At 47.5% G+C, this 24414-nt stretch carries 16 protein-coding genes and 2 tRNA genes; 2 read left to right on the forward strand and 16 right to left on the reverse strand.

What is annotated here, in order from left to right; translation table 11 throughout:
• Positions 1–5 precede the first annotated feature (5 nt).
• The 3 genes from HPS54_RS03195 to HPS54_RS03205 all read right to left on the reverse strand — a co-directional run bounded on the left by HPS54_RS03195 (position 6) and on the right by HPS54_RS03205 (position 3340).
• Positions 6–1031 (reverse strand): DUF4271 domain-containing protein, encoded by a 1026-nt coding sequence (locus tag HPS54_RS03195; RefSeq protein ID WP_172344032.1) that lies wholly within the window; start codon positions 1029–1031, stop codon positions 6–8.
• A gap of 22 nt (positions 1032–1053) precedes the next feature.
• A complete protein-coding gene (metK, locus tag HPS54_RS03200) occupies positions 1054–2316 on the reverse strand; it encodes a methionine adenosyltransferase (protein WP_172344033.1) in 1263 nt (420 codons plus the stop codon).
• Between the two features lie 226 nt (positions 2317–2542).
• Positions 2543–3340, reverse strand: a complete 798-nt coding sequence (locus HPS54_RS03205; RefSeq protein ID WP_172344034.1) for a DNA alkylation repair protein — start codon at positions 3338–3340, stop codon at positions 2543–2545.
• Between the two features lie 482 nt (positions 3341–3822).
• On the opposite strand from HPS54_RS03205, the gene rbfA reads away from it, so the two are divergent.
• Positions 3823–4161, forward strand: coding sequence for a 30S ribosome-binding factor RbfA (gene rbfA, locus HPS54_RS03210; protein WP_172344035.1), 339 nt, complete (start codon positions 3823–3825; stop codon positions 4159–4161).
• A 6-nt stretch (positions 4162–4167) separates the two neighbouring features.
• Positions 4168–5400 carry an FtsX-like permease family protein gene (locus tag HPS54_RS03215; protein WP_172344036.1) on the forward strand — a complete coding sequence of 411 codons (1233 nt, stop codon included), beginning with the start codon at positions 4168–4170 and terminating at the stop codon, positions 5398–5400.
• 124 nt (positions 5401–5524) lie between these two features.
• Here the strand turns inward: HPS54_RS03215 and HPS54_RS03220 are convergent, their stop codons facing one another.
• The 13 genes from HPS54_RS03220 to HPS54_RS03280 all read right to left on the reverse strand — a co-directional run bounded on the left by HPS54_RS03220 (position 5525) and on the right by HPS54_RS03280 (position 24400).
• Entirely contained in the window at positions 5525–6172 is a 648-nt protein-coding gene (locus HPS54_RS03220; protein WP_172344037.1) for a DUF4294 domain-containing protein, read from the reverse strand.
• Between the two features lie 251 nt (positions 6173–6423).
• Entirely contained in the window at positions 6424–8502 is a 2079-nt protein-coding gene (gene metG, locus HPS54_RS03225) for a methionine--tRNA ligase (RefSeq protein WP_172344038.1), read from the reverse strand.
• Between the two features lie 172 nt (positions 8503–8674).
• Positions 8675–10627 carry an Omp28-related outer membrane protein gene (locus HPS54_RS03230; protein WP_172344039.1) on the reverse strand — a complete coding sequence of 651 codons (1953 nt, stop codon included), beginning with the start codon at positions 10625–10627 and terminating at the stop codon, positions 8675–8677.
• 887 nt (positions 10628–11514) lie between these two features.
• A complete protein-coding gene (locus HPS54_RS03235; RefSeq protein ID WP_172344040.1) occupies positions 11515–13062 on the reverse strand; it encodes a YifB family Mg chelatase-like AAA ATPase in 1548 nt (515 codons plus the stop codon).
• A gap of 8 nt (positions 13063–13070) precedes the next feature.
• Positions 13071–14072, reverse strand: coding sequence for a TlpA disulfide reductase family protein (locus tag HPS54_RS03240; protein ID WP_172344041.1), 1002 nt, complete (start codon positions 14070–14072; stop codon positions 13071–13073).
• 12 nt (positions 14073–14084) lie between these two features.
• Positions 14085–15683 (reverse strand): tetratricopeptide repeat protein, encoded by a 1599-nt coding sequence (locus HPS54_RS03245; RefSeq protein ID WP_172344042.1) that lies wholly within the window; start codon positions 15681–15683, stop codon positions 14085–14087.
• A 102-nt stretch (positions 15684–15785) separates the two neighbouring features.
• Positions 15786–15871: transfer RNA gene (locus tag HPS54_RS03250), tRNA-Leu, on the reverse strand.
• An 8-nt stretch (positions 15872–15879) separates the two neighbouring features.
• Positions 15880–15952, reverse strand: a tRNA-Gly gene (locus HPS54_RS03255).
• Between the two features lie 223 nt (positions 15953–16175).
• Entirely contained in the window at positions 16176–16745 is a 570-nt protein-coding gene (locus tag HPS54_RS03260) for a hypothetical protein (RefSeq protein WP_172344043.1), read from the reverse strand.
• The gene (argH, locus tag HPS54_RS03265; protein ID WP_172344044.1) at positions 16742–18079 is read right to left on the reverse strand and encodes an argininosuccinate lyase; all 1338 of its coding nucleotides are present in this window, start codon (positions 18077–18079) and stop codon (positions 16742–16744) included. The genes HPS54_RS03260 and argH overlap by 4 nt, the downstream gene beginning before the upstream one ends.
• 898 nt (positions 18080–18977) lie before the next feature.
• The gene (locus HPS54_RS03270) at positions 18978–20501 is read right to left on the reverse strand and encodes a RagB/SusD family nutrient uptake outer membrane protein (RefSeq protein ID WP_172344045.1); all 1524 of its coding nucleotides are present in this window, start codon (positions 20499–20501) and stop codon (positions 18978–18980) included.
• Between the two features lie 103 nt (positions 20502–20604).
• On the reverse strand, positions 20605–23664 hold the full coding sequence (locus tag HPS54_RS03275; protein ID WP_172344046.1) for a SusC/RagA family TonB-linked outer membrane protein: 3060 nt from the start codon (positions 23662–23664) through the stop codon (positions 20605–20607).
• A gap of 319 nt (positions 23665–23983) precedes the next feature.
• Entirely contained in the window at positions 23984–24400 is a 417-nt protein-coding gene (locus HPS54_RS03280) for an SRPBCC family protein (RefSeq protein WP_172344047.1), read from the reverse strand.
• Positions 24401–24414 lie beyond the last annotated feature (14 nt).

A 24414-nucleotide genomic window follows, 5' to 3' on the forward strand; every position in this document is an offset into this window, starting at 1 on the left:
ATGTCCTAAAAATTGATTTTCAAGTAATCTATTATCGTAGCCAAAGTGCCGTATAACAGCAGCAAAGGCATTATTTCAAGGGCACAAAAGTACAAAAATATTTGCGAAAAAACGGCGTTCCGTTTGAAAAAGATTATCAGGCACTTATAAAATGACAATATTTTAACAGATATAATGACAATTGCCATGTAGGTGATTGCGTTTTGCGTGGACAGGTCGAAGTATGACATGAGCATTACGAGCGGGAATATCGCGATGCTTTCCGTCGATGTGATGAACAGTGAAGAATTGAACCAGCGGCTACTGCTGCGACTGTCGAAAAACACCCAGTTGACAAACGTTTGGAGCATCATCTTTATTATGAAATATGCCGAAAACGAGCCGAAGAATATTGCTATGAGGTGATATTGCGACTCGAGCACGAATGTGTCGGCTATGCGGTCTTGTGTGTAGATGAATGCTATCACGGACAGCAGCAGGCATGCTTGCAGGAGGAAGAAAAACTGAAAACGGTATTCGCTGGTTGTTTCGGTCATTTCGTTCCGGCTTTCGCACGACTCTAAGAAGAAGTTGCGTGCCTGCATGAAGATGAAGCGGCGCGAGTTGGCAAATGCTATCAGCGCGAGGATGAACCCGCCGAGGAGCATGGCTGTTATGATGTTGTCGCCTTTGATGGTATATGGCACGGGGTCGCCTGCCACGCCATACCGTCCTGCAATTATCTCCGGATGATACAGCGAGTCTTTGGAGAAGAAACTTTCCTTATAGTATAGGGGTATGGAAATGTCCTTGTAGCTCTTGCCCTTGTCTTGTCCCGGCAGGTGCAGCGTGTCCGGACGTGTACTGAGGTGGGTGTTTTCTATATGTATGGATGCCTGTATGGCAGAGTCCTGCTGCCACGGCGTGGCGTCGCGCGGCAGTTTTTTCAGCACCTGCGACGGATGCAGCGACACATTGGCGTGTGCAGTATCCTGTACCGCCTGTTGCACCGCCGTTGCTCCTTGTGTCGACGTAGAGTCTGCCGAATACATATAAGTAGATGTTCAGAATTGCTTATTTCAGTCCGAATTTCTCCTTTATCTCGTCCACCCTGTCAAGCTTTTCCCATGTGAACAGTTCCACTTCCACAACCTTTGTTTCGTGATACCGGCTTGTGAACGTTTTTGTCTTCACTTCCGGTTTCCGTCCCATGTGCCCGTAGGCTGCCGTTTCGGTGAATATTGGCTGGCGCAATTTCAGATTTTTCTCTATAGCTTTGGGGCGCAGATCGAACATGTCTGCTATTTTCTTGGCTATCTCGCCGTCGGTCATGTCCACATGGCTCTTGCCGTATGTGTCTACACAGATGCTTACCGGGCGTGCCACGCCTATGGCATAGCTTATCTGTACGAGCATCTCGTCTGCCACTCCTGCCGCCACCATGTTCTTGGCTATGTGGCGGGCTGCGTATGCAGCCGAGCGGTCTACCTTGCTCGAGTCTTTGCCGCTGAAGGCGCCTCCGCCGTGTGCGCCTTTGCCGCCGTAGGTGTCCACGATTATCTTTCTGCCCGTAAGTCCGGTGTCTCCGTGCGGACCTCCGATTACGAACTTGCCCGTGGGGTTGACGAAATATTTGATGTCGTCGTTGAACAGTGCGAGCACCTTGCTGCTGTTTATCTGCGCTTTTACGCGGGGTATGAGGATGTTTGTCACGTCGTCCTTGATTTTCGCGAGCATTCTCTCGTCGTCGGTGTCAAACTCGTCGTGCTGCGTAGACACCACAATCGTATCTATACGTTGCGGCGTGCCATTGTCGTCGTATTCAACGGTCACCTGGCTTTTGGAGTCGGGACGGAGATATGTCATCGTCTTTCCTTCTTTCCTTATGTCGGCGAGCGTTCTCATTATAAGGTGTGCAAGGTCGAGCGACACGGGCATATAGCTTTCCGTCTCGTTTGTCGCATATCCGAACATCATGCCTTGGTCTCCGGCGCCCTGTTCGGTCTCGGTGCCGTTGTCCACGCCTCTGTTTATGTCGTCGCTCTGCTCGTGTATGGCATTCAGAATGCCGCACGAGTCGCCGTCGAACTGATATTCGGATTTCGTATATCCTATGCGCTTTATCGCGTTGCGTGCTATCGTCTGCAGGTCGATGTACACATCGCTGTGCACCTCTCCGGCTATTACCACCTGTCCGGTTGTTACGAGTGTCTCTACCGCCACGCGTGCCTTGTCGTCGTATGCAAGAAACTGGTCGAGTATCGAGTCTGATATCTGGTCGGCAACCTTGTCGGGGTGTCCTTCCGATACCGATTCTGATGAAAATAGATATGCCATGTCTTTATACCTTATAAATAAATCAAGGTTGCAAAGTTAAGTCAAATAGCTCTAACTGCAAAATAAAAGCGGGCTTTTTAACTTAAACTTCACCGGTGAGTGACATCGTGCACAGAGTGTGTATGGTGCTGTCGGTGTGTGGGTGACGACCTTCCGGCTTGCAAGAGATGCCCTTTTGCGTTCCAATATGCCACCTTTTAGAGTCTGAAAGGGCACCTCTTGGAACCTAAAAGGTATCGTTCTGATTATCAGTGGGTTTCATCCAGTGTTTTCGCTCCCCATCGTCCATGCGCTCGATGGCGTAGCGCAGGGTGGTGCGCGGCATGTATTTGTGGTGCTGTTTGAGGAAGGCGCGCAGCATGCCGATGTCTTTCTTTCCAGCTTCACGCAGCATCCAGCCCACCGCCTTGTGTATCAGGTCGTGTCTGTGTGTGAGCAGCCGTTCGGCATAACGCAGCACATGGCAAAAGTCGCCGTTGCGTATGGGTGTCAGCGTGGATACTATGGCTATGCGCTGTTCCCACAGATTGCTGCTTGCGGCAAGACGGTCGAGAGTCTCACGTTTGTGATCCTCGCTGCTCGTGGAGGGCATCACGAGCCATTGCCCGATAATCTTTGGTGCACTGAGGTCTACAAGGTCCCAGTTGTTTGCGCATCGGGCATGTTGAAGATAAAAGTTTACGGCTTCCTCTCTTGCCTTCATGCAATCCGGGTCGGAAGCCGCTTTTTTGCCCGAAATCTTGCGGAACTGTTCCACGAGGATGAGAAATCCGCACAGTCTTATCTCGTGTTTTGGCGATGCCAGCAGCTTTGCTGTCTCGCCGTGCGGCAGTCCTGCCGCGGCAAGAGCCACGCTTCGTGTCACCGGAACCTTTATTCCGAGAAAATCGTCGCCTTCTCCATATTCGCCTTTGCCTGTCTTGAAAAAGCGTTTCAGTATGTTTCTTTGGCTTTCGTCGCCGAGTGCTTCCATTGTGGCTGCCACCTCGTCTGCCGTAGTGAGTATGTCGCTGAATGTTTTCATGCAGGCAAAGGTACGGATTATACTTGAGATTTTTGAAGAGAAGATAGGGGAATATTGATAAGGAGATAAGGGAAGATAAAAGGAGATATGTGGCTTGCGCCACAGGAGATAGGGGACAATAGTCTTGTAAAAAGCAACAAGGCTATTGTCTTTTATCTCCCTTTATCTTCTTATATCTTTTTTATCTCCTTTTTACATTAAACGTTTCTCCACCGAGTAGGCACTATCTCCTCTTTACCCACAACAAAGCATACGTCCTTTATCTCCCCTTTATCTTCCCCATATCTCCTCTTATCTCCTCCTTAACCCCCTCCTGCTCGGCAAAAAACAAATGAATTTGTTGTTTTGCTCTCGACTTATGCGTATATTTGACTCACAAAATTGGCTTCGCCACCGCGAACCGGGCTAAAGCCCGACTTTCGCTATTTTGTTTTATCGAATATTCTGCGTATATTTGCAGTTGAAAAAAGGAAACAAGAATTATGCAGGAAACAAGACAAAACAAAATAGCACGGCTTCTGCAAAAGGAGTTGAGCATCATATTCCAGTCGCAGACACGCATGATGCACGGCGTAATGATAAGCGTGACACGTTGTCGCGTAAGTCCTGACTTGAGCATCTGTACGGCATATCTCAGCGTGTTCCCGTCGGAAAGGGCAGAGGAAATTTTGAATAATATCACGGCAAACGAAAAGACCGTGCGCTACGAGTTGGGCACGAGAGTGCGCCATCAGTTGCGGATAATACCGGAGTTGCGCTTCTTCGTGGACGACTCTTTAGACTATATCGACCGCATAGACGAACTTCTGAAAAAAGGGTAGGGTAGAATGCGGTTTGCCTTTTACATAGCACGGCGTTATCTTTTCTCGAAAAAGAGCACCAATGTCATAAACATAATCAGCGGGATAAGCGTTGTAGGAGTGGCGGTGGCGACCATGGCTCTTGTGGTGACGCTCAGCGTATTCAACGGCTTTCACGACCTTGTGGCAAATCTCTTTACGAGGTTCGACCCGCAGATACAGATTGTACCGGCAAAGGGAAAGACGGCGCCTGCCGACGACCCGGTGCTGGACAGCATACGCCGTATGCCGCAGGTGGACGTGGCAACGGAGTGTGTGGAGGACAGGGCGCTTGCCATGTACAACGGAAGGCAGGCGATGATAACGCTGAAAGGCGTTGATGATAACTTCAGGGAACTGACTAATATAACGGATATCCTGTATGGCAACGGTGACTTCTCGCTGCATGCCGCAAATCTTCAGTACGGCACGGTGGGCATACGTCTTGCCGAGACTCTGGGTATGAGTGCCGACTGGGACGGGTTTCTGAAGATATATGCGCCCAAGCGCGAGGGGCAGTTGGATATGGGAAACCCTATGGACGGCTTTGTCGAAGACTCGCTGATCTCGCCCGGTGTGGTGTTCATGGTCAAGCAGGCGAAATATGACAAGGGGCATGTAATAGCTCCTATCGCCTTTGCCCGTAACCTATTCGGTCAGCAGGGCATGCTGTCGTCGCTTGAAATCAGGCTTAAGGCGGGTAGTGACCTTGATGCCGTGAAGGCAGAGATGAAGAAGGTGGCAGGCGGGAAATACATAGTGCTCGACCGCTTTGAACAGCAGGAGGATACGTTCAAGATAATGAAGATCGAGAAGCTTATAGCCTATATATTCCTTACTTTTATCCTCGTGGTGGCGTGTTTCAACATCATCGGTTCGCTGTCGATGCTTATCATAGACAAGAAGGACGATGTGAATACACTGCGCAATCTGGGAGCCGACGACAGAACCATTTCGCGCATATTCCTGATGGAAGGGCGTCTGATTTCGCTTGTCGGGGCAGTGGCAGGCATTGCCGTCGGACTGCTGTTGTGCTGGCTGCAACAGACTTACGGGCTTGTGGCGCTTGGGCAGAGCAGCGGCTCGTTTATAGTCGAGGCTTACCCTGTCAGTGTTCACCCCGAGGACATTGCCATAATATTTGTAACGGTGATAGCTGTTGGTTGGATATCCGTGTGGTATCCGGTGAAGATGATAGGTAAGTTGAACAAGAAAAAATGATGCGGTAAATATCTGTAACTTTAATTCTTCAATTACCTTTCTTCACAGGGTTGTCATTCACCCGTGTGAATACAATATCGGAAACTTTAATTTTTCATTCTTCATTCATCATTCTTCATTTAAATCAAAGTTGTCCCGATTCAACCTGCCGGACAATCTGTTCCAGTTGTTTATCGTCTCCTTCCGGGTCGTATTTTTTCGTAAGACTTGCGCCGAACGCCCATGCAAAGGCCTGATAGAAACCGGCACGTATAGGACCGAGGAACGCCCTTATAAGTTCGTATGAAGAAGAGTTGCATTCGCGATAGACAAGTTTTATAAGCAGTTTTCCTTGTGTGAAGGTGAGCTTCTTCATTCGCGGAGTATATTCCTTCTTGATGCTTTCCTCAACCAGTTTCATGTGTTTGTCCTTTGCCCGCTTGTTGGGAAGTGTCTGCAGATACTCGTATGTCTCTATTATTATATGGTTTACTTCCTTTGCGATGGGCAGCACTTTCTTCACATTGTATACCATGCGGTTATATGCTTTCCTTTTCTTTGCACTTTTGAATACTGCCGGAGGATACACATATACGTTGTTCAGCTCCACATATTGTATGCTGTCTCCGTCTACAAGAACCTTGCCCACTTTCACCATAGGAGCGAATGTGGGGTTGTTCATGTCGACCTTTGTATCTTCCGGATTGACATGTTTCTTGTCTTCTTGTGCATGCAGGGCAACGCATGCCTTAAGACATAATATTAATATAATAGTGATACGTATACTAATCATAATGCAAAAATACGGATTTTTGCATAAAAAAGGCAAGCTAATTAAGAGTTAAGAAGTAAGAATTAAGAATTAAGAGCTGGGAAATTAAGAATTAAGAGTTAAGAATTAAGAAAATATGCTTTGGTGGTTGTATAAGCTTTATAGGTCTTATAAGTCCTATAGGTCCTATGGCTGCCCGCCCAAGACATATTTTCTTAATTCTTAACTCTTAATTCTTAATTTCCCAGCTCTTAATTCTTAATTAAATAAGATTACCCCACGCAGCTTCCCGGTTTTACCTCGCGCAGCAGTGATGTGACGCTCAGCGAACCGTCGAAGTTTTCTGCCGAGAGTATCATTCCGCAGCTTTCTATGCCCATGAGTTTGCGTGGTGCGAGATTGGCGATGAAGAGAACGTCTTTGCCGATAAGTTCTTCGGGAGCGTAGAACTTTGCTATTCCGGAGACGATGGTACGGTCTGTGCCGCTGCCGTCGTCTATGGTGAATTTCAACAGCTTGTTTGCCTTCTTCACCTTTTCGCAGTTCTTGACGTGTCCCACACGTATGTCGAGTTTCTCGAAGTCTTCAAATGCGATTGTTTCTTTTATCGGTGCTGCCTTATAGTTAGCCGCTTCGTTGGCTTTTTTTGTCTCTTCAAGTTTGTTGAGCTGCAGGTTTATGGTCTCGTCTTCAATCTTTTCGAACAGCAACTCTGGCTCTGCCAGCTGATGTCCGGACGCCAGGATGTCGGTAGAACCAATGCTGTCCCACTTGCAGTCGCTAATGTTGAGCATGTCTCTCAGACGCTTGCTGCTGAAAGGCAGGAACGGTTCGAAAGCTATGGCGAGGTTTGCCACAAGTTGCAGCGATACGTACAGTATCGTCGCAACGCGCTCCTCTGCCTCCTTGCGCACGGATTCGTCGTCGCTTTTGAAGCCTTTTGCCACCTTCCACGGTTCGCAGTCGGTGATGTATTTGTTGCCTATGCGGGCGAGGTTCATAACTTCTTTCTGTGCATCGCGGAACTTGTATATGTTCAACAGGCTTTCAACCTTGTCTTTTACTCCCTTGAACTCGTCCAACGCCTGACGTTCGGTGTCGGTCAGCGTTCCGCATTCGGGCACCACGCCGTCGAAGTATTTCTTTGTCAGTTGCAGCGCACGGTTTACGAAGTTGCCATAGACGGCAACCAGCTCGTTGTTGTTGCGTTCCTGAAAATCTTTCCACGTGAAGTTGTTGTCCTTGGTCTCCGGAGCGTTGGCAGTGAGCACATAGCGCAGCACATCCTGCTTGCCGGGCATGTCTGTGAGGTATTCGTGCAGCCATACCGCCCAGTTGCGCGATGTGGAAATCTTGTCGTTCTCGAGATTGAGGAATTCGTTTGCCGGCACATTCTCGGGCAGTATGTATCCTCCGTGGGCTTTAAGCATGGCGGGGAACACGATGCAGTGGAACACGATATTGTCCTTTCCAATGAAGTGGACGAGTTTTGTCTCGGGGCCTTTCCACCATTTTTCCCAGTCATCGGGAAGCAGTTCCTTGGTGTTTGAGATGTATCCTATAGGTGCGTCGAACCATACATAGAGCACCTTGCCGTCGGCTCCGTCCACCGGAACGGGGATACCCCAGTCGAGGTCGCGTGTCATTGCGCGCGGCTGAAGGTCGAGGTCGAGCCAGCTCTTGCACTGTCCGTACACATTGGGACGCCACTCCTTGTGCCCTTCGAGTATCCATTCCTTGAGCCACTCCTGATATTCGTTGAGCGGCAGATACCAGTTCTTGGTGTCTTTCAGCACAGGCTGCGAGCCGCTTATGGCGCTTTTAGGGTTGATAAGTTCTGTAGGATCGAGGTCGCTTCCGCACTTCTCGCACTGATCGCCGTAAGCTTTCGGGTTGTGGCAATGGGGGCATTCGCCTGTTATATACCTGTCGGCGAGGAACTGGTGTGCCTCCTCGTCGTAATATTGCTTGCTTGTCTTTTCAATCAGCTTGCCGTCTTCGTACAGTTTCTTGAAAAAGTCCGACGCCGTGCGGGTGTGCATGTCGGATGTCGTGCGGCTGTAGATGTCGAACGATATGCCGAACTCTGCGAAGCTGTCCTTTATCATCTTGTGATACCGGTCCACAACGTCCTGCGGCGTTATGCCCTCTTTCTTGGCGCGGATAGTTATCGGCACGCCGTGCTCGTCGCTTCCGCAGATAAACTTCACGTCCTGTCCTTTGAGTCGGAGATAGCGTACATAGATGTCGGCGGGTACATAGACACCGGCGAGATGACCGATGTGTACACCTCCGTTGGCATACGGCAGGGCTGCCGTAACGGTTGTGCGCTTATAGTTCTTCTGTTCCATAATCTTGTGATTGATAATATATTCGGTGCAAAATTAATAAATATTATTGATATTAGATATTGTATACGGTGCTTAATTGGCTTGTATGCTCCAATACGGCATGGCACTATGCAAAAAGCGCCCGGCAACGTGTTGCTGCCGGGCGCCTTGTTTATTGTCTTGCTGCCGTTTGTTATTCTACAATCGTTTTCTTTATGCTTCCGTCTGATAGTTTCACGATATTGATGCCTTTTTGCGGTGCCGACAGGCGTACGCCGTTGGCATTGTAGCGTGCCACTTCCTTAATGTCTGCGCCATTGCTGATAGCGGTGTCTATGCCGGTGGCGGCATCTTTCACTGCAACTGTTTCTGCGTTGGTCACCCACAGCTTGTCGTAACGGTTTGCGCTCGACGGTTTGCGGCTTACAAATGCCACAATGTGCATGTTATCCTTGTTCCAAGTCTCGTCGAGAGTAACGCTGTATGAGTTTTCGTAAGTGTTGCCGCTCATCTTCATTGCATCGCCGTAGGGGTGTGTAACAACCTTACGCAGCACGTTGTCATGTGTGAACGAAGTTATCCATTTGCCTTGGTTGAGCTGCTTTGACACCAGTCCATCCTCGGTGAGGTATACAGTCAGGGCTGCATCGGAGCCGACAAATTTTGTGAAATCGTCCAATGTTTGTCCCGATACTGTTATGTCAAGTTTTTTTGTCGCGTCATCGTATGTTGTATTGATTGCGACAGATGCCAGAGCCGGAATTTCATTACTGTAGTCTATAAGGTTGCCTATATATGCCACCGCCATGTCTATCATACTTTCATTGAAACCAAGACCTATTGCTACGTTTTCCTGATTTGGGAAGAAAGTGCGGTTGAATGAGGCACTTGGAAATCCTGTTGTCTGGAATTCTGTGATGTATCTTCCCGCGTCGATTGTATACTGATCGGTTCCGCTCTGCATGTCTCCGTGTATCGACACCCATGCTATGTCATTGCGTTTCTTTATCAAACCTTCAAGCACGCTTATACCGATAGGACAGTAGGTGCAATATTGTGATGTAAAATGTTCTACGAGTTGTTTCTGGCGCGGCATGCTTTCTTTGTATACGTTGAAAGTTGCTGAAGACATGTCATTGTCGGTTGCCTCTGTCGGAACGGTTCCGTTGATTGTCTTTATATACATTGACAGAGTGTGTTCTCCCACTTCCATGTCGGTATGAATATCCAAAAGACCGCTTATCTCCACACCTTCGTCCGTGAATTCAGGTGCATCTTTGGTTATGACATCCACTTCTTTGCCGTCTATTCCGATACCGACGGTAAAGCTTGTAGGAATCGCCTTGCCGTCGTTCCATACGGCATTGCCGTACTGAAGTTTGCTTCCGCCTTTTACAAAGGGCACCGTTATGGTGTTACCAATTATCAGGTCGTACTGCGGATAGCCGCCTTCTTTTTCCACGATACACTGTACGCTGAGGTTTCCAAGGCTTTCTGCATTGATGTTATACCATCCCAAACCCTGTCCAAGATTGCCGTATACATAAGTCGGTGATACGCTCATACCTGCATTGACAAACGAAAGGGGATAAGCATTTGCGGTATTTGTCTGTGTATAGTCAAAACCTATAAGATAGCCGCTGATGTTGCTTGCGTCTATAGTATATGGTGTCGTCAATTCTACCGTGTTCCAGCCTGCTGTGGTGGTTTCCACATCCTGTGATATCACTTCGTTGCCGATGTTCCCACTTGCCGTCAATGTTATGACGAACACCCTGGATGCTCCCACAGGCTGACAGAGACCGAAACGTATTGACTTGATTTTGCCGCCGTCGAACTTACTGCCTGCCGATACGGGGATGAGTGTTGCTATTTTCAGATTGCCGGGGTAGCTTGGAAGTCCGATACCCATGGATGCCGTAGCAACTTCGTCTGTGTCGTACATTCCCATTATCTTCTCGTTGTCTGCCAGCTGTATCTTCTTGCGGGCTTTCATTGGTTTCTTTATTTCACCCGTCTTTAAATCTTGGTGATTTTGCACCATGACCTTTTCTGTTTTCAGAACATCCGCCATGAATGTTTTCTGGGCATTCGCCGTGCTCGCCATTATTACGAATGCCATCAATGTAAGTAATGATTTTCTCATAATTATTTGTTTTGTGATTGTTGTCTTATGATTTCAAAGTGTGTATGAATATAGTTTTATTTCAGTCTTATGTCACTTTTTGTGAGGATTTAATGACTTTTTGCAAAAGTAAAACGATTGATGCCTATTTTGTAATTCAAGAAGGTAATTTAAGAATATTTAAATTTATGCCTTTGTTGAATAAACATCGTTTAACAATAAAAAGGGCGTTTCTGCACATTGCCTTTATCGTGACAAGAAAGTGTCGTTGTTTTTTTGAAATAGTCATACTGATTGTTAGTGTGTGGATCCCACTGTTTTACGTATCATAAAGCTATGGGTTACGTATCATAAAGCTATGGGTTACGTATCATAAAGCTATGGGTTATGACAATTAACGACTTGCAAGCCAATAATTTAAGTCGTAATGACGTGCATTTTGACATATTGCACGGGGTGTGTAGGGTTGCAACGTTTTATAAAGGGTACACCAAGGGTACACTAAGGGTACACTCAAGAGGATGGACATTGCAATACGTTGTGTTACAAAGGTTTACGAAGTGCATGTATGTGTCAAAACAGTATGTGTGAAGGGTGTGAACCCTTTTTCTTTATAAACTTACGCGAGAAAATCTGTATATTTATGGTGTGGGGGAAGGAGAGAGCGTTTTTTTTGCATTTATATATAAAAAAGTTTAGAAAAAAGGTTACACCCTACACCGATTTGTCCTTTAGGAGTGTAACTCTTTGACTGTATGTACATTGCATGTGTGTAGGGTTGAAAAACAAGGATACATACTTTGAATAAGGGTACACACTTCTAATACCCTCAAAGGTGGTTTGTATAATTCGTCGGACTTACGTTAAATTATTATCTTGTAACACTCACGGTGTGAGTTGGTGGTGACTTATAATCCCCTCTCCGCCCAGTCGCCGCGGTCGAGATTCCGATATCCTATTGCTTCTGCGATATGGCGTGAGAGAACGTTTTCGGAGTTGTCAAGGTCGGCAATGGTGCGTGCCACCTTTAGTATGCGGTTGTATGCACGGGCAGATAATGAGAGACGTTCCATGGCGGTACGGAGAAGTTCGACGCTTTTGCCATCGGGTTCGGCATATTGGTGTATCATCCTCTCGGTCATCTGTGCGTTGCAGTGAATTTCCTTGAAGTCCTTGAACCGTTCTTCCTGTATGTGCCTTGCCTTTATCACACGCTCGCGGATAGATGCACTGCTTTCGCCTTCTTTCGTCTTTGATATGTCTTTGAAAGGTACCGGGGTTATCTCTATCTGTATGTCGATGCGGTCAAGCAGCGGACCGCTTATCTTGCTCATGTAACGATGTATCTGTCCCGGAGTGCACACGCAGTGGTGCGTTGGGTCACCGTAATAACCGCATGGACATGGGTTCATCGAGGCGACAAACATGAAAGAGCTTGGGAATTCTACGGTATATTTTGCCCTTGCTATGGTTATCTTGCGGTCTTCCAAGGGTTGTCTTAACACTTCTAAGGTCGACTTGTTGAACTCTGTAAGCTCGTCAAGGAAGAGTACGCCGTTGTGTGCAAGGGATATTTCGCCGGGCTGGGCGTTCAACGAACCGCCGCATAGTCCTACCTGGGAGATTGTGTGATGAGGTGCGCGGAACGGTCGTTGGGATATCAGTGACATTTCTTTGCCGAGCTTGCCTGCCACGGAATGTATCTGTGTTGTCTCGAGACTTTCGGCTAATGACAGTGGAGGAAGGATGGAGGGGAGTCGTTTTGCCATCATCGACTTGCCGCTTCCCGGAGGACCTATCATTATCAGATTGTGTCCGCCGGCTGCTGCCACTTCCATTGCCCGTTTGACGTTTTCCTGTCCGCGGACATCGGCAAAGTCAAGTTCAAATTTGCTTTGTTGTTCGTAAAACTCTTGTCTTGTGTTGATTATTGTGGGCTGAAACGTTTCAACACCGTTAAAGAACCTTATTACGTCGGTGATGTTTTCCATGCCGTAGACATCGAGATTGTTTACAACTGCGGCTTCGCGGATATTCTGTTTTGGAACGATAAGACCCTTGAACTTCTCTTTTCTCGCCCTTATAGCTATGGGCAGAGCGCCGCGTATGGGCTGCAAGCGTCCGTCAAGTCCCAGTTCTCCCATTATCATGTATTGATCAAGACTCTCGCTTTCGATTTTTCCGTTTGCGGCGAGGATGCCTATTGCAAGGGGCAGGTCGTATCCGCTGCCCTCTTTGCGCAAGTCAGCCGGAGCCATGTTTATTGTGATGTCTGCCACCGGAAACCTGTATCCTACATTCTGCAGAGCCGCAACAATGCGGTCGTGACTTTCCCTTACGGCTGTGTCGGCGAGTCCGGTGAGATGATAAAGCACACCTCTTGACATGCTTACTTCAATCGTCACGGTTGTAACTTCAAGTCCGTTGACTGCTGCACAAAATGTTTTTACCAGCATCCGGTGTGTTATTTAAGTAGGTCTTTGATTTGTTTTTTAAGGTCTTCCGTAGACAGTCCGTGTGCCACAATCCTGCCCTGCATGTCTATAACGATATTGTCCGGTACGGTCTGCATGCCGAGTTTCCTTATTATCGGACTTTCAAACAGTTGTTCTTCGCATATATTAGACCATGTAAGCGAGTCGCGTTGGATGAACCGTTTGCATTCTTCCGCATTTGCATCGATGCTTATTCCTATTAAGGCAAGTCTATCTCCTGCTTCTTTTTTTATGCTTTTCAGTTGTCGCATCATGTTCTGGCTGTCATAGTTCCATGTAGCCCATGTGTATATTACAGCCACTTTGCCATGCAAATCCTTGTTTCTTACAAGCTTGCCGTTGAGGTCAGTTCCTGCAAAAAACGGGAGATTGTTACCTTTAGTACTGACTTTCAGTCTGTTTATGTCGCTTCTCAATTTTGTCAGACGTATGTTGTCGGGTTGTGCTTTGACCAAAATGTCTGCCAAGGCAGATGCTTCTGTCGGATTAAAGTTGCTCCCCTGCACGAAGTAACGTCGTAGAATATATATTGAAACGAGCGATTTCGGGTTGTCCTTTATAAACTGTTCCGCATATTTCACAGCCTCCGGCGGCGACGCGTTGGCTGTTTGTTTACGAAAATCTGTCATCAGTTCGTTAGCCTTTGTTCCTTTCACTTCCATTTCCTTCAGGTGAGAGGCATCGGCTTTTACGTCTGCTGTTTTCCCGGGTTCTGCAAAAACGGGCTGTTCCGAGTAGTTTGGGAAAATCAGCATCAGCGTTCCTTTGTTTCCGCATGGTATCTCGTAAGTGAACCGTCCGCCGTCTACCTTTATGGTGTCTATGCCGCTTATGATTCCGTCGGGACTGTAAACGTAAAACTCACCTTGGTTAAGGTTGAGGAACCGTCCGTCTATCTTGAAATATCCGGATTTCGTTTCGCATGAAACCAAAACCAAGGTGAGCGTTATGAAGAATGCAAATCGCTTCATGTTCAGCGATGTTTATTTTGCTATGTTCGTAAGTTCAAGGTCGTTAGCTGCATATTTTGCAAGTTTCGGATCTTTCTGTATGGCGCTCTTAAGATAAGAAGCGGCAGCATTGTTGTTGCCCTGACGTGCATTGACAATTGCCATGAGATAGTCTGTCATGCCGTCTTTGTTCTTAATGTCGTTAAGTGTTGCCGTTGCCCCTGCATAGTTCTTGTTCATTATCTGTGCAAGTGCAGCCGTATTGCTGTTCACTCCTTTGAAATCCGCTTCAGCCTGTGCGTAGTTTCCTTTGGCAAGTTGCAGTGCGCCGAGAGCCTTGCTCAGGTCGTTGGCACCCGTAGCCTTTGCAATGTAGTTCTGTGCCTCGTCGTGCTTGTCTGCAAGCAAAGCCACCAAACCTGCGTTTGCGTTTGCTTCTGCCGCGTTGTTGTTTATGCTCAAAGCCCTGTTCAGATAGTTCATGGCTTCAGCGTTGTTGCCTTTTTCAAATTCTATTGCTGCAACATTGTTAAAGGCGCGATAGTCATTAGGATATACCTCTGTGGTTTTCTTGTAGATGCTTTCCTTTGTTTCGAGGCTGTTCTCTAACGTTGCGGCATACAGCAGTTCGTCTACGCTTAGTTTTGTCGCATCATTTTTGTACTGCTCTTTTATCTGCTCGTCGCTGCGTCCTATTGTCTCATAATTGATGATGAGGCGTGAGCGGCGGAGTTCGGGAAGAATGCCGTTTGCCAGTTCCTGGAATCCGGCAGACATGTTACGGATCTGCTGTTCGCGCTCCTGCGGATCCTGATACATTGACAATACGCGCAGTATTACGTTCTTGTCCTGTATGTTCGATGCCTGTACAAGACGCTGGAAACCGTCCCAGTCCTGTGCAGTGTAGCCTGCGTTGATGTCGGTATCTACATTTGTGGCTTTCAGTTGCTTCTTTACGTAATCCTCGGATGTATTACGACGTTTTGTCGCCAACCTGTCATTGAAAGACACTCCGCCGTCGGGTGATGCGTAAGCCAGAACCTCTACATCCTTTATCTTGAGGCTTTCCTGCTCGCGGTTGATTTGTTTCAACATTTCAATGAACTCTTTTACCGAGTTGTTCTTCAACTCGCTCTTGCGCAGATTTGCCTGATTTATGAGGAACTTTATCTGTGCTTCCTGTTTCTGTGCCCTCACACGCTGGAATGTATCGGGTGCGATGCACGCACCGCTTCCTGCCAGTGTGTATTTATAAAGCTCGGATGTGGCAATTATTCCGTCTGCAACTTTAACGGCAGGAACTTCCACTTTCTTTTTGCCTACCTGTGCATCGAATGTCAGATAGAGTTCGCTTTTCTGCATATCCGGCTTGTATGCCGTTGTAGATTTCATCGAATAGTTGCCGCCCACCTTATAATATATGGTAGGATTGTTGTCCTTTACTTTCTCTCCTTGGAATGTCTCACTTGTCAGGTTCAATGTCTCTCCGTTGTAACGAAGTTGTGGTGTAACCGTCACCACGGCTTTCTTCTTCATATATTTTTCGGGGAAGTTGCCGTTAACGGTGAATGTAACCTCTCCTCCACGTGTTTCTAACGGGTTTGGAACAACATTGAAATTGTCAGCAGACAATGCTCCTAATTTTGAAGAGCATGATGTAAGAGTTAGTAAAGAAACTGCTGATAACGATAAAATCAGATTTTTACGCATGTTAGTAGGTTTATTTAAAAAAGGTGCCGCGAGCGGGACTCGAACCCGCACAGCCATTACTGGCCAAGGGATTTTAAGTCCCTCGTGTCTACCAATTCCACCATTGCGGCTGCCGAAGAGCGGAAAACGGGACTCGAACCCGCGACCCCAACCTTGGCAAGGTTGTGCTCTACCAACTGAGCTATTTCCGCGTTGCAACGTAAAATGTAACGTAGAAACTCCTTTCAGGAAAAGCCCTGCACAATAAATTGTGGAGTTTACCGCGTTTTTCGTTGTGCAAAGATAAGATTATTTATTCTAACCCGCAAAATATTTCCGCATTTTTTGTTAGACCCTTCAACGCCTGCGGTTACGGTATATACAGGCTTTCTGTCCGCCTGTTTCGGTATAATTGCTTTTTGTCTGCCGTCGTGCTCAGTTTGTCACGGTCAGTGTCCCGAGCGGACCGGCGGCAGCGGCGCGGTATCTTATCATCTTGTCGCCCTTGTCACCCGACGATATTATACCCCCGTTATTCATGTCATACTCCCTTTTGCACCTTTTGCACGATGCCGTTCCGGCACTGTTCATTGCCAGCCGGTAAGCCGGTTTTCCCGTGTCCTTGTAACAGTTGGGACACTGGCTGTCGTATGCGTACAGCGTTGCAGGGAAATTGATGTTGCCATATCCCACTATCACGCCGCTTTCGTTGTACACCCCTACGATGTTCGAGCGTTGCAGATCTGTCGCCATTGCTGTCTTATAAGATGACAATCCTTGGTTGCTTTCGAAGAAATAACACTGTGCCCCGTTCTTCGCCCCGAATGATACGCGGCAGAATATGCCCGGTGCATTGGGATTGAGCGAGCTTGCCAGTGTCATATCCTGGTGCCTGTCGTTCTGAAATACCAGATAACAGCGGTAGCTGCTGAACTCGTTTTCCGTATCGCCGCACGATGTGAGAAATGCCGTGAGGCACAACAGTATGATTGCAATATGTCTCATTCTATAAGTGTTTTTTCTGCGTTTGTTATTTTTTCAAAATCAAATTCGCTTATGGTATGTTCCATAAGTGCCTGTATCCTGTCGTTGCACAGATTTCCGATGCTTCCCTCATGTGTGTGATGAATGTTCTTGTCGGGAACGAAATTCCCCTCTTCGATATCCAACCCCACTTTCTTGTATGCATCGCGGAACGGCATACCGTTTGCAGCCAGACGGTTCACTTCCTCTACGGAGAACATTGCGTCGTACATGCTGTTTTCCAATATCCGTTCGTTCACTTCCATTCTGTTGATGATGTAGGCGGCCATTTGCAGACAGTCTTTCAGTTCCTCGAATGCCGGCAGAAATACTTCCTTTATCATTTGCAGGTCGCGGAAATATCCTGACGGCAGGTTGTTCATCATCAGCATTATCTGTTGCGGCAGTCCCTGCAGCTTGTTGCTCTTAGCCCTGATAAGCTCGAATACATCCGGATTTTTCTTGTGAGGCATTATGCTGCTGCCGGTCGTACATTCTTTTGGCAACTTGACGAACGAGAAATTCTGACTGTTGAACATGCAGGCATCGAAAGCCAGCTTTGCCACTGTTCCCGCCACTGTTGCCAAAGCGAATGCAACGTTGCGTTCCATCTTGCCCCGTCCCATCTGTGCATATACCACATTATAGTTCATCGTGTCGAACCCGAGGAGTTCAGTTGTCATAGTTCGGTTCAGCGGGAATGACGATCCGTATCCCGCCGCGCTGCCGAGCGGATTGCGGTTTGTAATTCTGTAGGCAGCCAACAGGAACTGCATGTCGTCCGCAAGGCTCTCGGCGTATGCTCCGAACCATAGTCCGAAAGAACTCGGCATTGCCACTTGCAGGTGCGTATATCCCGGCATCAGCACGTTCCTGTATTTGTTGCTCTTGTCTATAAGTTCGTCGAAGAGCACCTTGACATTCTCCACAATGTCTTTCAACTCATGTCTTGTAAACAGTTTCAGGTCTACCAGAACCTGGTCGTTACGTGAGCGCCCGCTGTGTATTTTTTTGCCCATGTCGCCCAATTTGCGTGTCAGGAGCATCTCCACCTGCGAGTGCACGTCTTCCACATCGTCTTCTATGACAAACTCGCCGCGCTCGCATGTCTTGTAGATATTCTTCAGTTCAGCCAGCAACTGCCCCAGTTCGTCCTTGCCGAGCAGACCTATCGACTCGAGCATGGTTATGTGTGCCATCGATCCCAGCACGTCATACTTTGCCAGATACATGTCCATTTCGCGGTCGCGTCCCACCGTGAAACGTTCTATTTCCTTGTTTACCTCAAAATTCTTTTCCCACAGTTTGTTTGCCATACCTTATTATATATAGTCCGTGTAATGATATTTCCCGTCCGTGTTACAGATGAAAAACAAAAGCAGACAGGCTTTCATGAAATATTGTATATGTCTTTGCAAAAGTAACAAATATACGAATAAGTCGAGAGCAAAACAACAAATTTATTTGTTTTTTGCCGAGCGTGAGTATATAAGACGAAGTAAAATACGAAGTCAAATATACTAATAAGATATAGTGTTTGCTTAAAAATACTTGTATTAAACCGTCTGTTGACATCTGACATAATGAAACATATATTGCCGTTCGTGTATCATTGTGATTTCAAAAAAGTGCAGAGATTTTTTTCAAACTACGTTTTACGATAGCATGCGGATGCTCCGGATTGCCTGACAGACATGCAAAAAATATAAAAGATGCCGCATTTTACGATGCGAAACAAGGCATTTTACACTCCAAAACAAGGCATATTGCACACGAAAATGCCTTACTTTGTAATAGAAAGTTGCCTGATTTCCACCCGAAATCAGGCAACTTTCTCATTTCGGAGATCATTCATTATTGCACACTTCAGTGTAAGTCTGTGTAATACGCAGCATGATAATACTTTACGGTTGCACGCGTATTTTTCTCGATATTTACGTCCGAAAGGATTTTATTTTGAAATATCGCAAATACAGGAGGTGCGGTTTTTTTAAAGTGTAAGCAAGGAATGGGTTTCTTGAACAATATGTATTATCCCCGGCTCGTTCCAATCCATAATTCATAAAGAGGCAGGTATATGTCGTAGATGTCGTATCCCACCGCGCAACGAATTATAAATTATTAATTATAAATTATTCATTAAAAAAGCAGGACGTATGACCTTCGCGGCCGTCGTCCTGCTGTTCTTTACATAGAGTATTTTATGAAAAAATATTATTTACCGTATCCGTCGTTCTGTTGTATGTTCTTGTTTGCGTTTATTTCATACTGCGGAATAGCCGGATAAGCCTTGTATGAGTTGCGGTCGAACGCGCGTGCGTCCTCGGCAAGGATGTCATGCCAGCCGCGGTTGTTCACATCCGTATATCTTACAATCTGTTCTCCTCTGCGCAACAGGTCGAAATAACGCTGTCCTTCGCCGACAAGTTCCTTGCGGCGCTCTGTTGCAATACGCTCGTCGGTAATGTTTCCTTCAGTCACCAGCTTTGTTGCGTCTGTTGTGCGGTTGGAGATTATGGCGTTCAGCAGTGGCACGGCGATATCCTTCTTGTTGAGGGCAAGAGCCGCCTCTGCTGCCGACAGATATACTTCAGACAGACGTAGCATCGGCAAATTGGCAAGACGTGTGTCCGCTGCATCCTGGAATTTGTTGATGTAGGGGCGTGCGTCTCCGAATTTTGCCTTTGTGTTGTCAGCTCCTTCGATAAGTATTCCGTTACGTGCGTCCTGCGGGTCAGACTGCATCATGTCGTAAAACGACTTTGTTACGATTACATCACCGTATCCGTCCGGGTCGCAAAGATATGAAATACCGTTACGGTCGGTCCAGTCGTTGGTTCCCGATATTGCAATCTCGAAAATCATCTCGTTGCCGTGTGCCGCACTGCGCTTGTCCCATGCCGTGGCATATTGCGACGGTGTCCAGAGCGTATACGGAGAGTTTGTTATGATGTCCTGTGCCGTGATCAGTGCATTGTTCAGGTTCTCCGTTCCTCCCATTGTAAGGTATACGCGCACAAGCAGTGCCTTTGCCGCCCACACGTTGATATATCCCGTGTCGTCGGTGCCTTCGTAGAGAGCGTTCGACGATATCGCATCGTTCAGGTCTTTCAGTATCTGCGTGTAGCAGTCTTTTACACTGCTGCGTACCGGTTTCTCCGTGCTCTCGAGCGATGTTGTCACTACCGATGCGCCCAGCGATTCTCCGCCGTCCATGGTGTAAGGCTTGCCGTATATACGTGTGAGGTCGAACAGGCAGTATGCGCGCAGCACTTTTGCCTCTGCCTCTATTTGTGCTATGTCGGCAGCCGACTCTTCAGCGTCGGTCATTGTTCCAGCCTCTGCCGCTTCTATTATACGGCATGCACGTCCTATTGTGATGTATGGCGACTGCCATGGCGTTGTTGTACGTCCGAAACTTGATGCCGTGGTGTACTCCATATAATAGTATGTTCCGGCGCGGTTGCTGCCAAACTCGTTGTTGTACTGCATGTCGTCACCGTGTACGTCTCCGTATACGAACATCTGCTGCGAATAATAGTCCGTCAGGTCGGATGTTCCTTTAAAAGCCTTGTACATACCGATGCGTGCGTTTATCAGGTCGCTGACGTTCTTTATTGCTCCTTCGGCGTCTACGGCGTTGTTAGGACTCTCGTCAAGCCAGTTTGTGCCGCATGATGTCAGTACTGCCGCTGCCGCTACAAATGCCGAGCGATATAATATTCTTTTTATTTTCATTGCTTGGTTGTTTTTATCTTACGGGGTGCAGGATGTGTCGCCCATGCGTCGCATGTCGCTCCGTTCTCCTGCCGTCCCGTTTTCTGTAAACTTGTTTATTTACTTAAAATCCCAATTCTATACCGAATGTAAATGTCTTCAGCTGCGGTGTCTCGAACGTGCATAGTCCGTCTATAGGCATTTCCGGATCCACGAAGAGGTCTTTCGACTTGATTGTGAAGAGGTTCGATGCAGAGAAGAACACACGTGCCTTGCTCAGTCCTATTCTGTCGGTATACTTGCGCGGTGCGGTGATACCCAGCGTAAGGCTCTTCAGACGTACGTAGTCTGCCGGCATTATCCAACGTGATGAAAGCGCGCCCGTGCTTCCGTATTCAAACTTAGGCAGTTTTGCCGTCGTGTCGCCGGGACCTGTCCACATGTCACCGAGTTTGTAGTATGAAGGTATCGCACCGTTGTAGTTGTATGAACCACCGTTCTGGTGCAACCATGTCGCATAGTCATAAGCATCGCCACCGAACGAGTATGTGAAGGTAAAGCCGAGGTCGACGAACTTGTATCTCAACGTGTTTGTCAGACCGCCTTCTATCACGGGCTGGTGCTTGCCTACAATCACCTTGTTTGCTTCTGCAACGTTTGTTGTTGTCTTGCGTGCGTTTTCCGTTCCGTCGTTTATGAAATACTGCTCTTTTCCGGTTGCCGGGTCAACGCCTGCATACTCGTAGGCATAGTATGAGTAGTACGGCTCGCCCACACGGTGTATCAGCAGACCGCTGATAACTTCATTGTCCTCACCGTTCAGTTTGGACAGCTTGTTGCTGTTGTGTGCCATGTTGAGCGATGTTGTCCATGTGAAGTCCTTTGTGGTGATGTTGTTCGATGTGATTGTAACCTCTATACCGCTGTTTTTCAGCGAACCGATGTTCATAGGTGTCGTGACATATCCCTCGCTGCCTTCGTAGTATCCGGGGATTGCCGATACGGGCATGTTGTATATCAGGTCGGTTGTCTTGCGCACATAGTAGTCGAGCGTAAGGTTTATGCGGTCGATGAACGTAAGGTCAAGACCGATGTTCAGTGCACGGTTCTTTTCCCATCTCAGTTCCGGGTTACCGATACCTACGATACCCATTCCCGATGAACCGTTGTATGCCTCGCCGTATTTATAGAGGTTCATGTATCCGTAGAGGCTCGACGGTTGTGTACCGTTGACACCGAACGAAAGGCGCAACTTACCGTCTGTGACGATGCTCTTTACAGGCTCGAAGAACTTCTCGTCACTGAAGCGCCATGCTCCCGATATGGACCAGAACGAACCCCAACGGTTATCGTGTGCAAGGCGTGACGAGCCGTCCGTGCGGTAGCTCAGTCCTGCGTAATATCTGTTGGCATAGTTGTAGTTCACGCGTCCCAGCAGCGATACGAGTTTGTATTCTTCTTTGTTGGATTCTGCGGATGTGGTTCCGGCGTTTGTCAGTTCGTACAGGTCGCCCGGATAGTCGTATCCGCTCAGATAATTATATGCGCTGTTGTTCTGTTCCGTCTCAAAACCTACGAGTGCGTCCACATTATGTTTGCCGAACGATTTGATGTACGACAGCTGTGTCTGTGTGTTCAACTGCTTGTTGGTAACAGCCTGACGCTGCAGCAAACCGTTGAAGCCTGAGCCGTTGTTTGAGTATTTGTCCCAAAGCACATCTTCCTCATTGGATGTATATTCGTATGCGATTTTCTCGCTCAATATGAGGTTGTCCCATATGTTGTACGACAACTTTATTGTATTGAACGTGCGTATGATGTCGCTCTTGTCATAAGCATGCAGGGTTTCATACAGTGGGTTAACGCCCCTGTTCAAAGCCGAACCGGTGTTGCCGGTAAGCGTTCCGTCCTCGTTGAAGGCTACCGATGCCGGTGTCTGCATCCATGCGGCGTTTGCAACGGAGCCGTCAAAACTTGCACCCTCGTTTGCCAGTCTCTGGTTCATCTTCGAGAACTGGGTTGTAAGGTTAAGTGTAAACTTTCCGAAGGTGTGTGTAATGTTGGCGTTGCCAGTGAAACGCTCCAGTCCCTGGCCGAGTAGTATACCGTCCTGATTTGTGTATGAAAGCGATGAATAGAACTTGGTGTTCTCCGATCCGCCGTTCACGGCAACCTGATAGTTGCTGTGATGTCCCGTCTGATAAAGCAGGTCTTTCCAGTTTGTCCAGCCGTTTGCAGGCTTTGCGGCGAACTGGTCGATGTTCCTGTCTGCAAAGGCGAGTGCGTTTTCCTCGCTCATACCGCCCTGATACAGACCGTAGTTCTTAAGTCCTGTGTACAGCAGTTCGCGCCAGTCGTCGCCGTTAAGTGTCGGACGGTAGTTCACTGCCGACTTGGAGAACCCCCAGTCGCTACGGAAGTCTACGTGTGTCTTGCCACGCGAACCGCTTTTTGTTGTTATCACAATCACACCGTTTGCCGCGCGCGAACCGTAGAGCGATGCTGCCGCAGCGTCCTTGATTACTGTTATCGACTCGATGTCGTTGGAGTTGATTGTGGAAAGAAGACTCGTTCCGGAGTCGTTGTATCCGTCGCCCGGACCGCTGAATGCGTTGATGTTGCCGCTTGATACCGGTGTTCCGTCGATAACATACAATGGGTTATTTCCGGCGTTGATGGATCCCATACCTCTCACACGTACGCTCGATACCGAGCCGGGAGCTCCTGATGTGTTGGTTATCTGAAGACCGGGCACGCTTCCCGCCAGTTTGTCTTCGAGCGAAATCATCGGCACATCTTCCAGTTTGCTCAGGTCGGCGGTGCTTGCCGCACCGGTGAACGATGATTTCTTAAAATTACCATAGCCGGTTACGATTACCTCGTCTATGGCATGCGTATCGTTTTTCAGTACAATCTTTATTCCCTGACGTGCGGTTACTGTCTGAGGCTGCATGCCGATAAACTGCACGTGAAGTTGTTTCTTTCCTTCAGGAACGAAGATTTTAAACTGTCCGTAGAGATCCGTTACCCCCCCCGTTTTGGTGCCGACTACGCTCACCGTAGCGCCTACAACGGGCTCTCCTGTGTCTTCGGAGATTACGGTTCCGGAGATTTCACTTTGAGCCAGAGCCGTTCCTATGGAAACAATGAGCCCGGTCAAAATCATAGCAAATCTTTTCACCATAAAATTAAATGATTAAATTAAATAAAATATGTAATAAAATTTCGAATTGCCTTTTCCTTTCTCTTCTTTTATTGTATGTCTCCGGTCTTGCAGTTGTGTTGATATAACTGTGAGAAATGAAACATGCGGCAAAACTATAAATGTTTTTTCACATTTCCAAATAAATGCTTGGAAAACTTACATTTTATAGCAATAAATATCTAATTTATGTTATTCTGTATTGATATTTATCAATAAAGTGACGTTTTAATAATACGACACGGACGCTGCATCGTGCCGTAAAGACATAATGCAGCGTCCGGACCGTATGTCTGTAATGCTATTCGTACGGTATCATTGCCAATATATCGGCAATTTTCTCGATGCCGTCAGTCAGCGGCTTCGATACCATTCCCTTTATCATGAACGGTATGTCGGCTTTTATGGTCAGTTTTATCTTGCACGATGTTTCCGTTACAGGCAGCAGCTGTATCCACAGATTTGCTGCCACGGGCGACTTCTCCGTCTCGAACTTTATACACTTCGGTTCCTCGCGCTCCACAATGTGCAGCGCCACTTGTCCCACAGGAGCCACACTGATGCTCACTCTGTCGCTGTCGAAGCTGAGATCTTTCACCTTGTCCTGCGGCAGACGGTCCTTCACCCTCTCTATGTTGCTCAGGTCACTTAGCATGTCGTACACTTTCTGCTGTGCGTATGGTATCTGTTTTATGCTGCTTTCAAATTTGCTGCTCATGATTTTCTGTCTCC

The organism is Xylanibacter caecicola, from assembly GCF_013166515.1.
Taxonomy (GTDB): Bacteria; Bacteroidota; Bacteroidia; order Bacteroidales; family Bacteroidaceae; genus Prevotella; species Prevotella caecicola.

Coding starts and splice junctions, on each gene's coding strand:
- HPS54_RS03270 (WP_172344045.1), bottom strand. CDS start 20,501: ATGAAAATAAAAAGAATATTATATCGCTCGGCATTTGTAGCGGCAGCG.
- HPS54_RS03205 (WP_172344034.1), bottom strand. CDS start 3,340: ATGAAAACATTCAGCGACATACTCACTACGGCAGACGAGGTGGCAGCC.
- HPS54_RS03260 (WP_172344043.1), bottom strand. CDS start 16,745: ATGAGACATATTGCAATCATACTGTTGTGCCTCACGGCATTTCTCACA.
- HPS54_RS03235 (WP_172344040.1), bottom strand. CDS start 13,062: ATGCTGGTAAAAACATTTTGTGCAGCAGTCAACGGACTTGAAGTTACA.
- argH (WP_172344044.1), bottom strand. CDS start 18,079: ATGGCAAACAAACTGTGGGAAAAGAATTTTGAGGTAAACAAGGAAATA.
- HPS54_RS03220 (WP_172344037.1), bottom strand. CDS start 6,172: ATGATTAGTATACGTATCACTATTATATTAATATTATGTCTTAAGGCA.
- metK (WP_172344033.1), bottom strand. CDS start 2,316: ATGGCATATCTATTTTCATCAGAATCGGTATCGGAAGGACACCCCGAC.
- HPS54_RS03275 (WP_172344046.1), bottom strand. CDS start 23,664: ATGGTGAAAAGATTTGCTATGATTTTGACCGGGCTCATTGTTTCCATA.
- HPS54_RS03230 (WP_172344039.1), bottom strand. CDS start 10,627: ATGAGAAAATCATTACTTACATTGATGGCATTCGTAATAATGGCGAGC.
- metG (WP_172344038.1), bottom strand. CDS start 8,502: ATGGAACAGAAGAACTATAAGCGCACAACCGTTACGGCAGCCCTGCCG.
- HPS54_RS03215 (WP_172344036.1), top strand. CDS start 4,168: ATGCGGTTTGCCTTTTACATAGCACGGCGTTATCTTTTCTCGAAAAAG.
- HPS54_RS03280 (WP_172344047.1), bottom strand. CDS start 24,400: ATGAGCAGCAAATTTGAAAGCAGCATAAAACAGATACCATACGCACAG.
- rbfA (WP_172344035.1), top strand. CDS start 3,823: ATGCAGGAAACAAGACAAAACAAAATAGCACGGCTTCTGCAAAAGGAG.
- HPS54_RS03240 (WP_172344041.1), bottom strand. CDS start 14,072: ATGAAGCGATTTGCATTCTTCATAACGCTCACCTTGGTTTTGGTTTCA.
- HPS54_RS03195 (WP_172344032.1), bottom strand. CDS start 1,031: ATGTATTCGGCAGACTCTACGTCGACACAAGGAGCAACGGCGGTGCAA.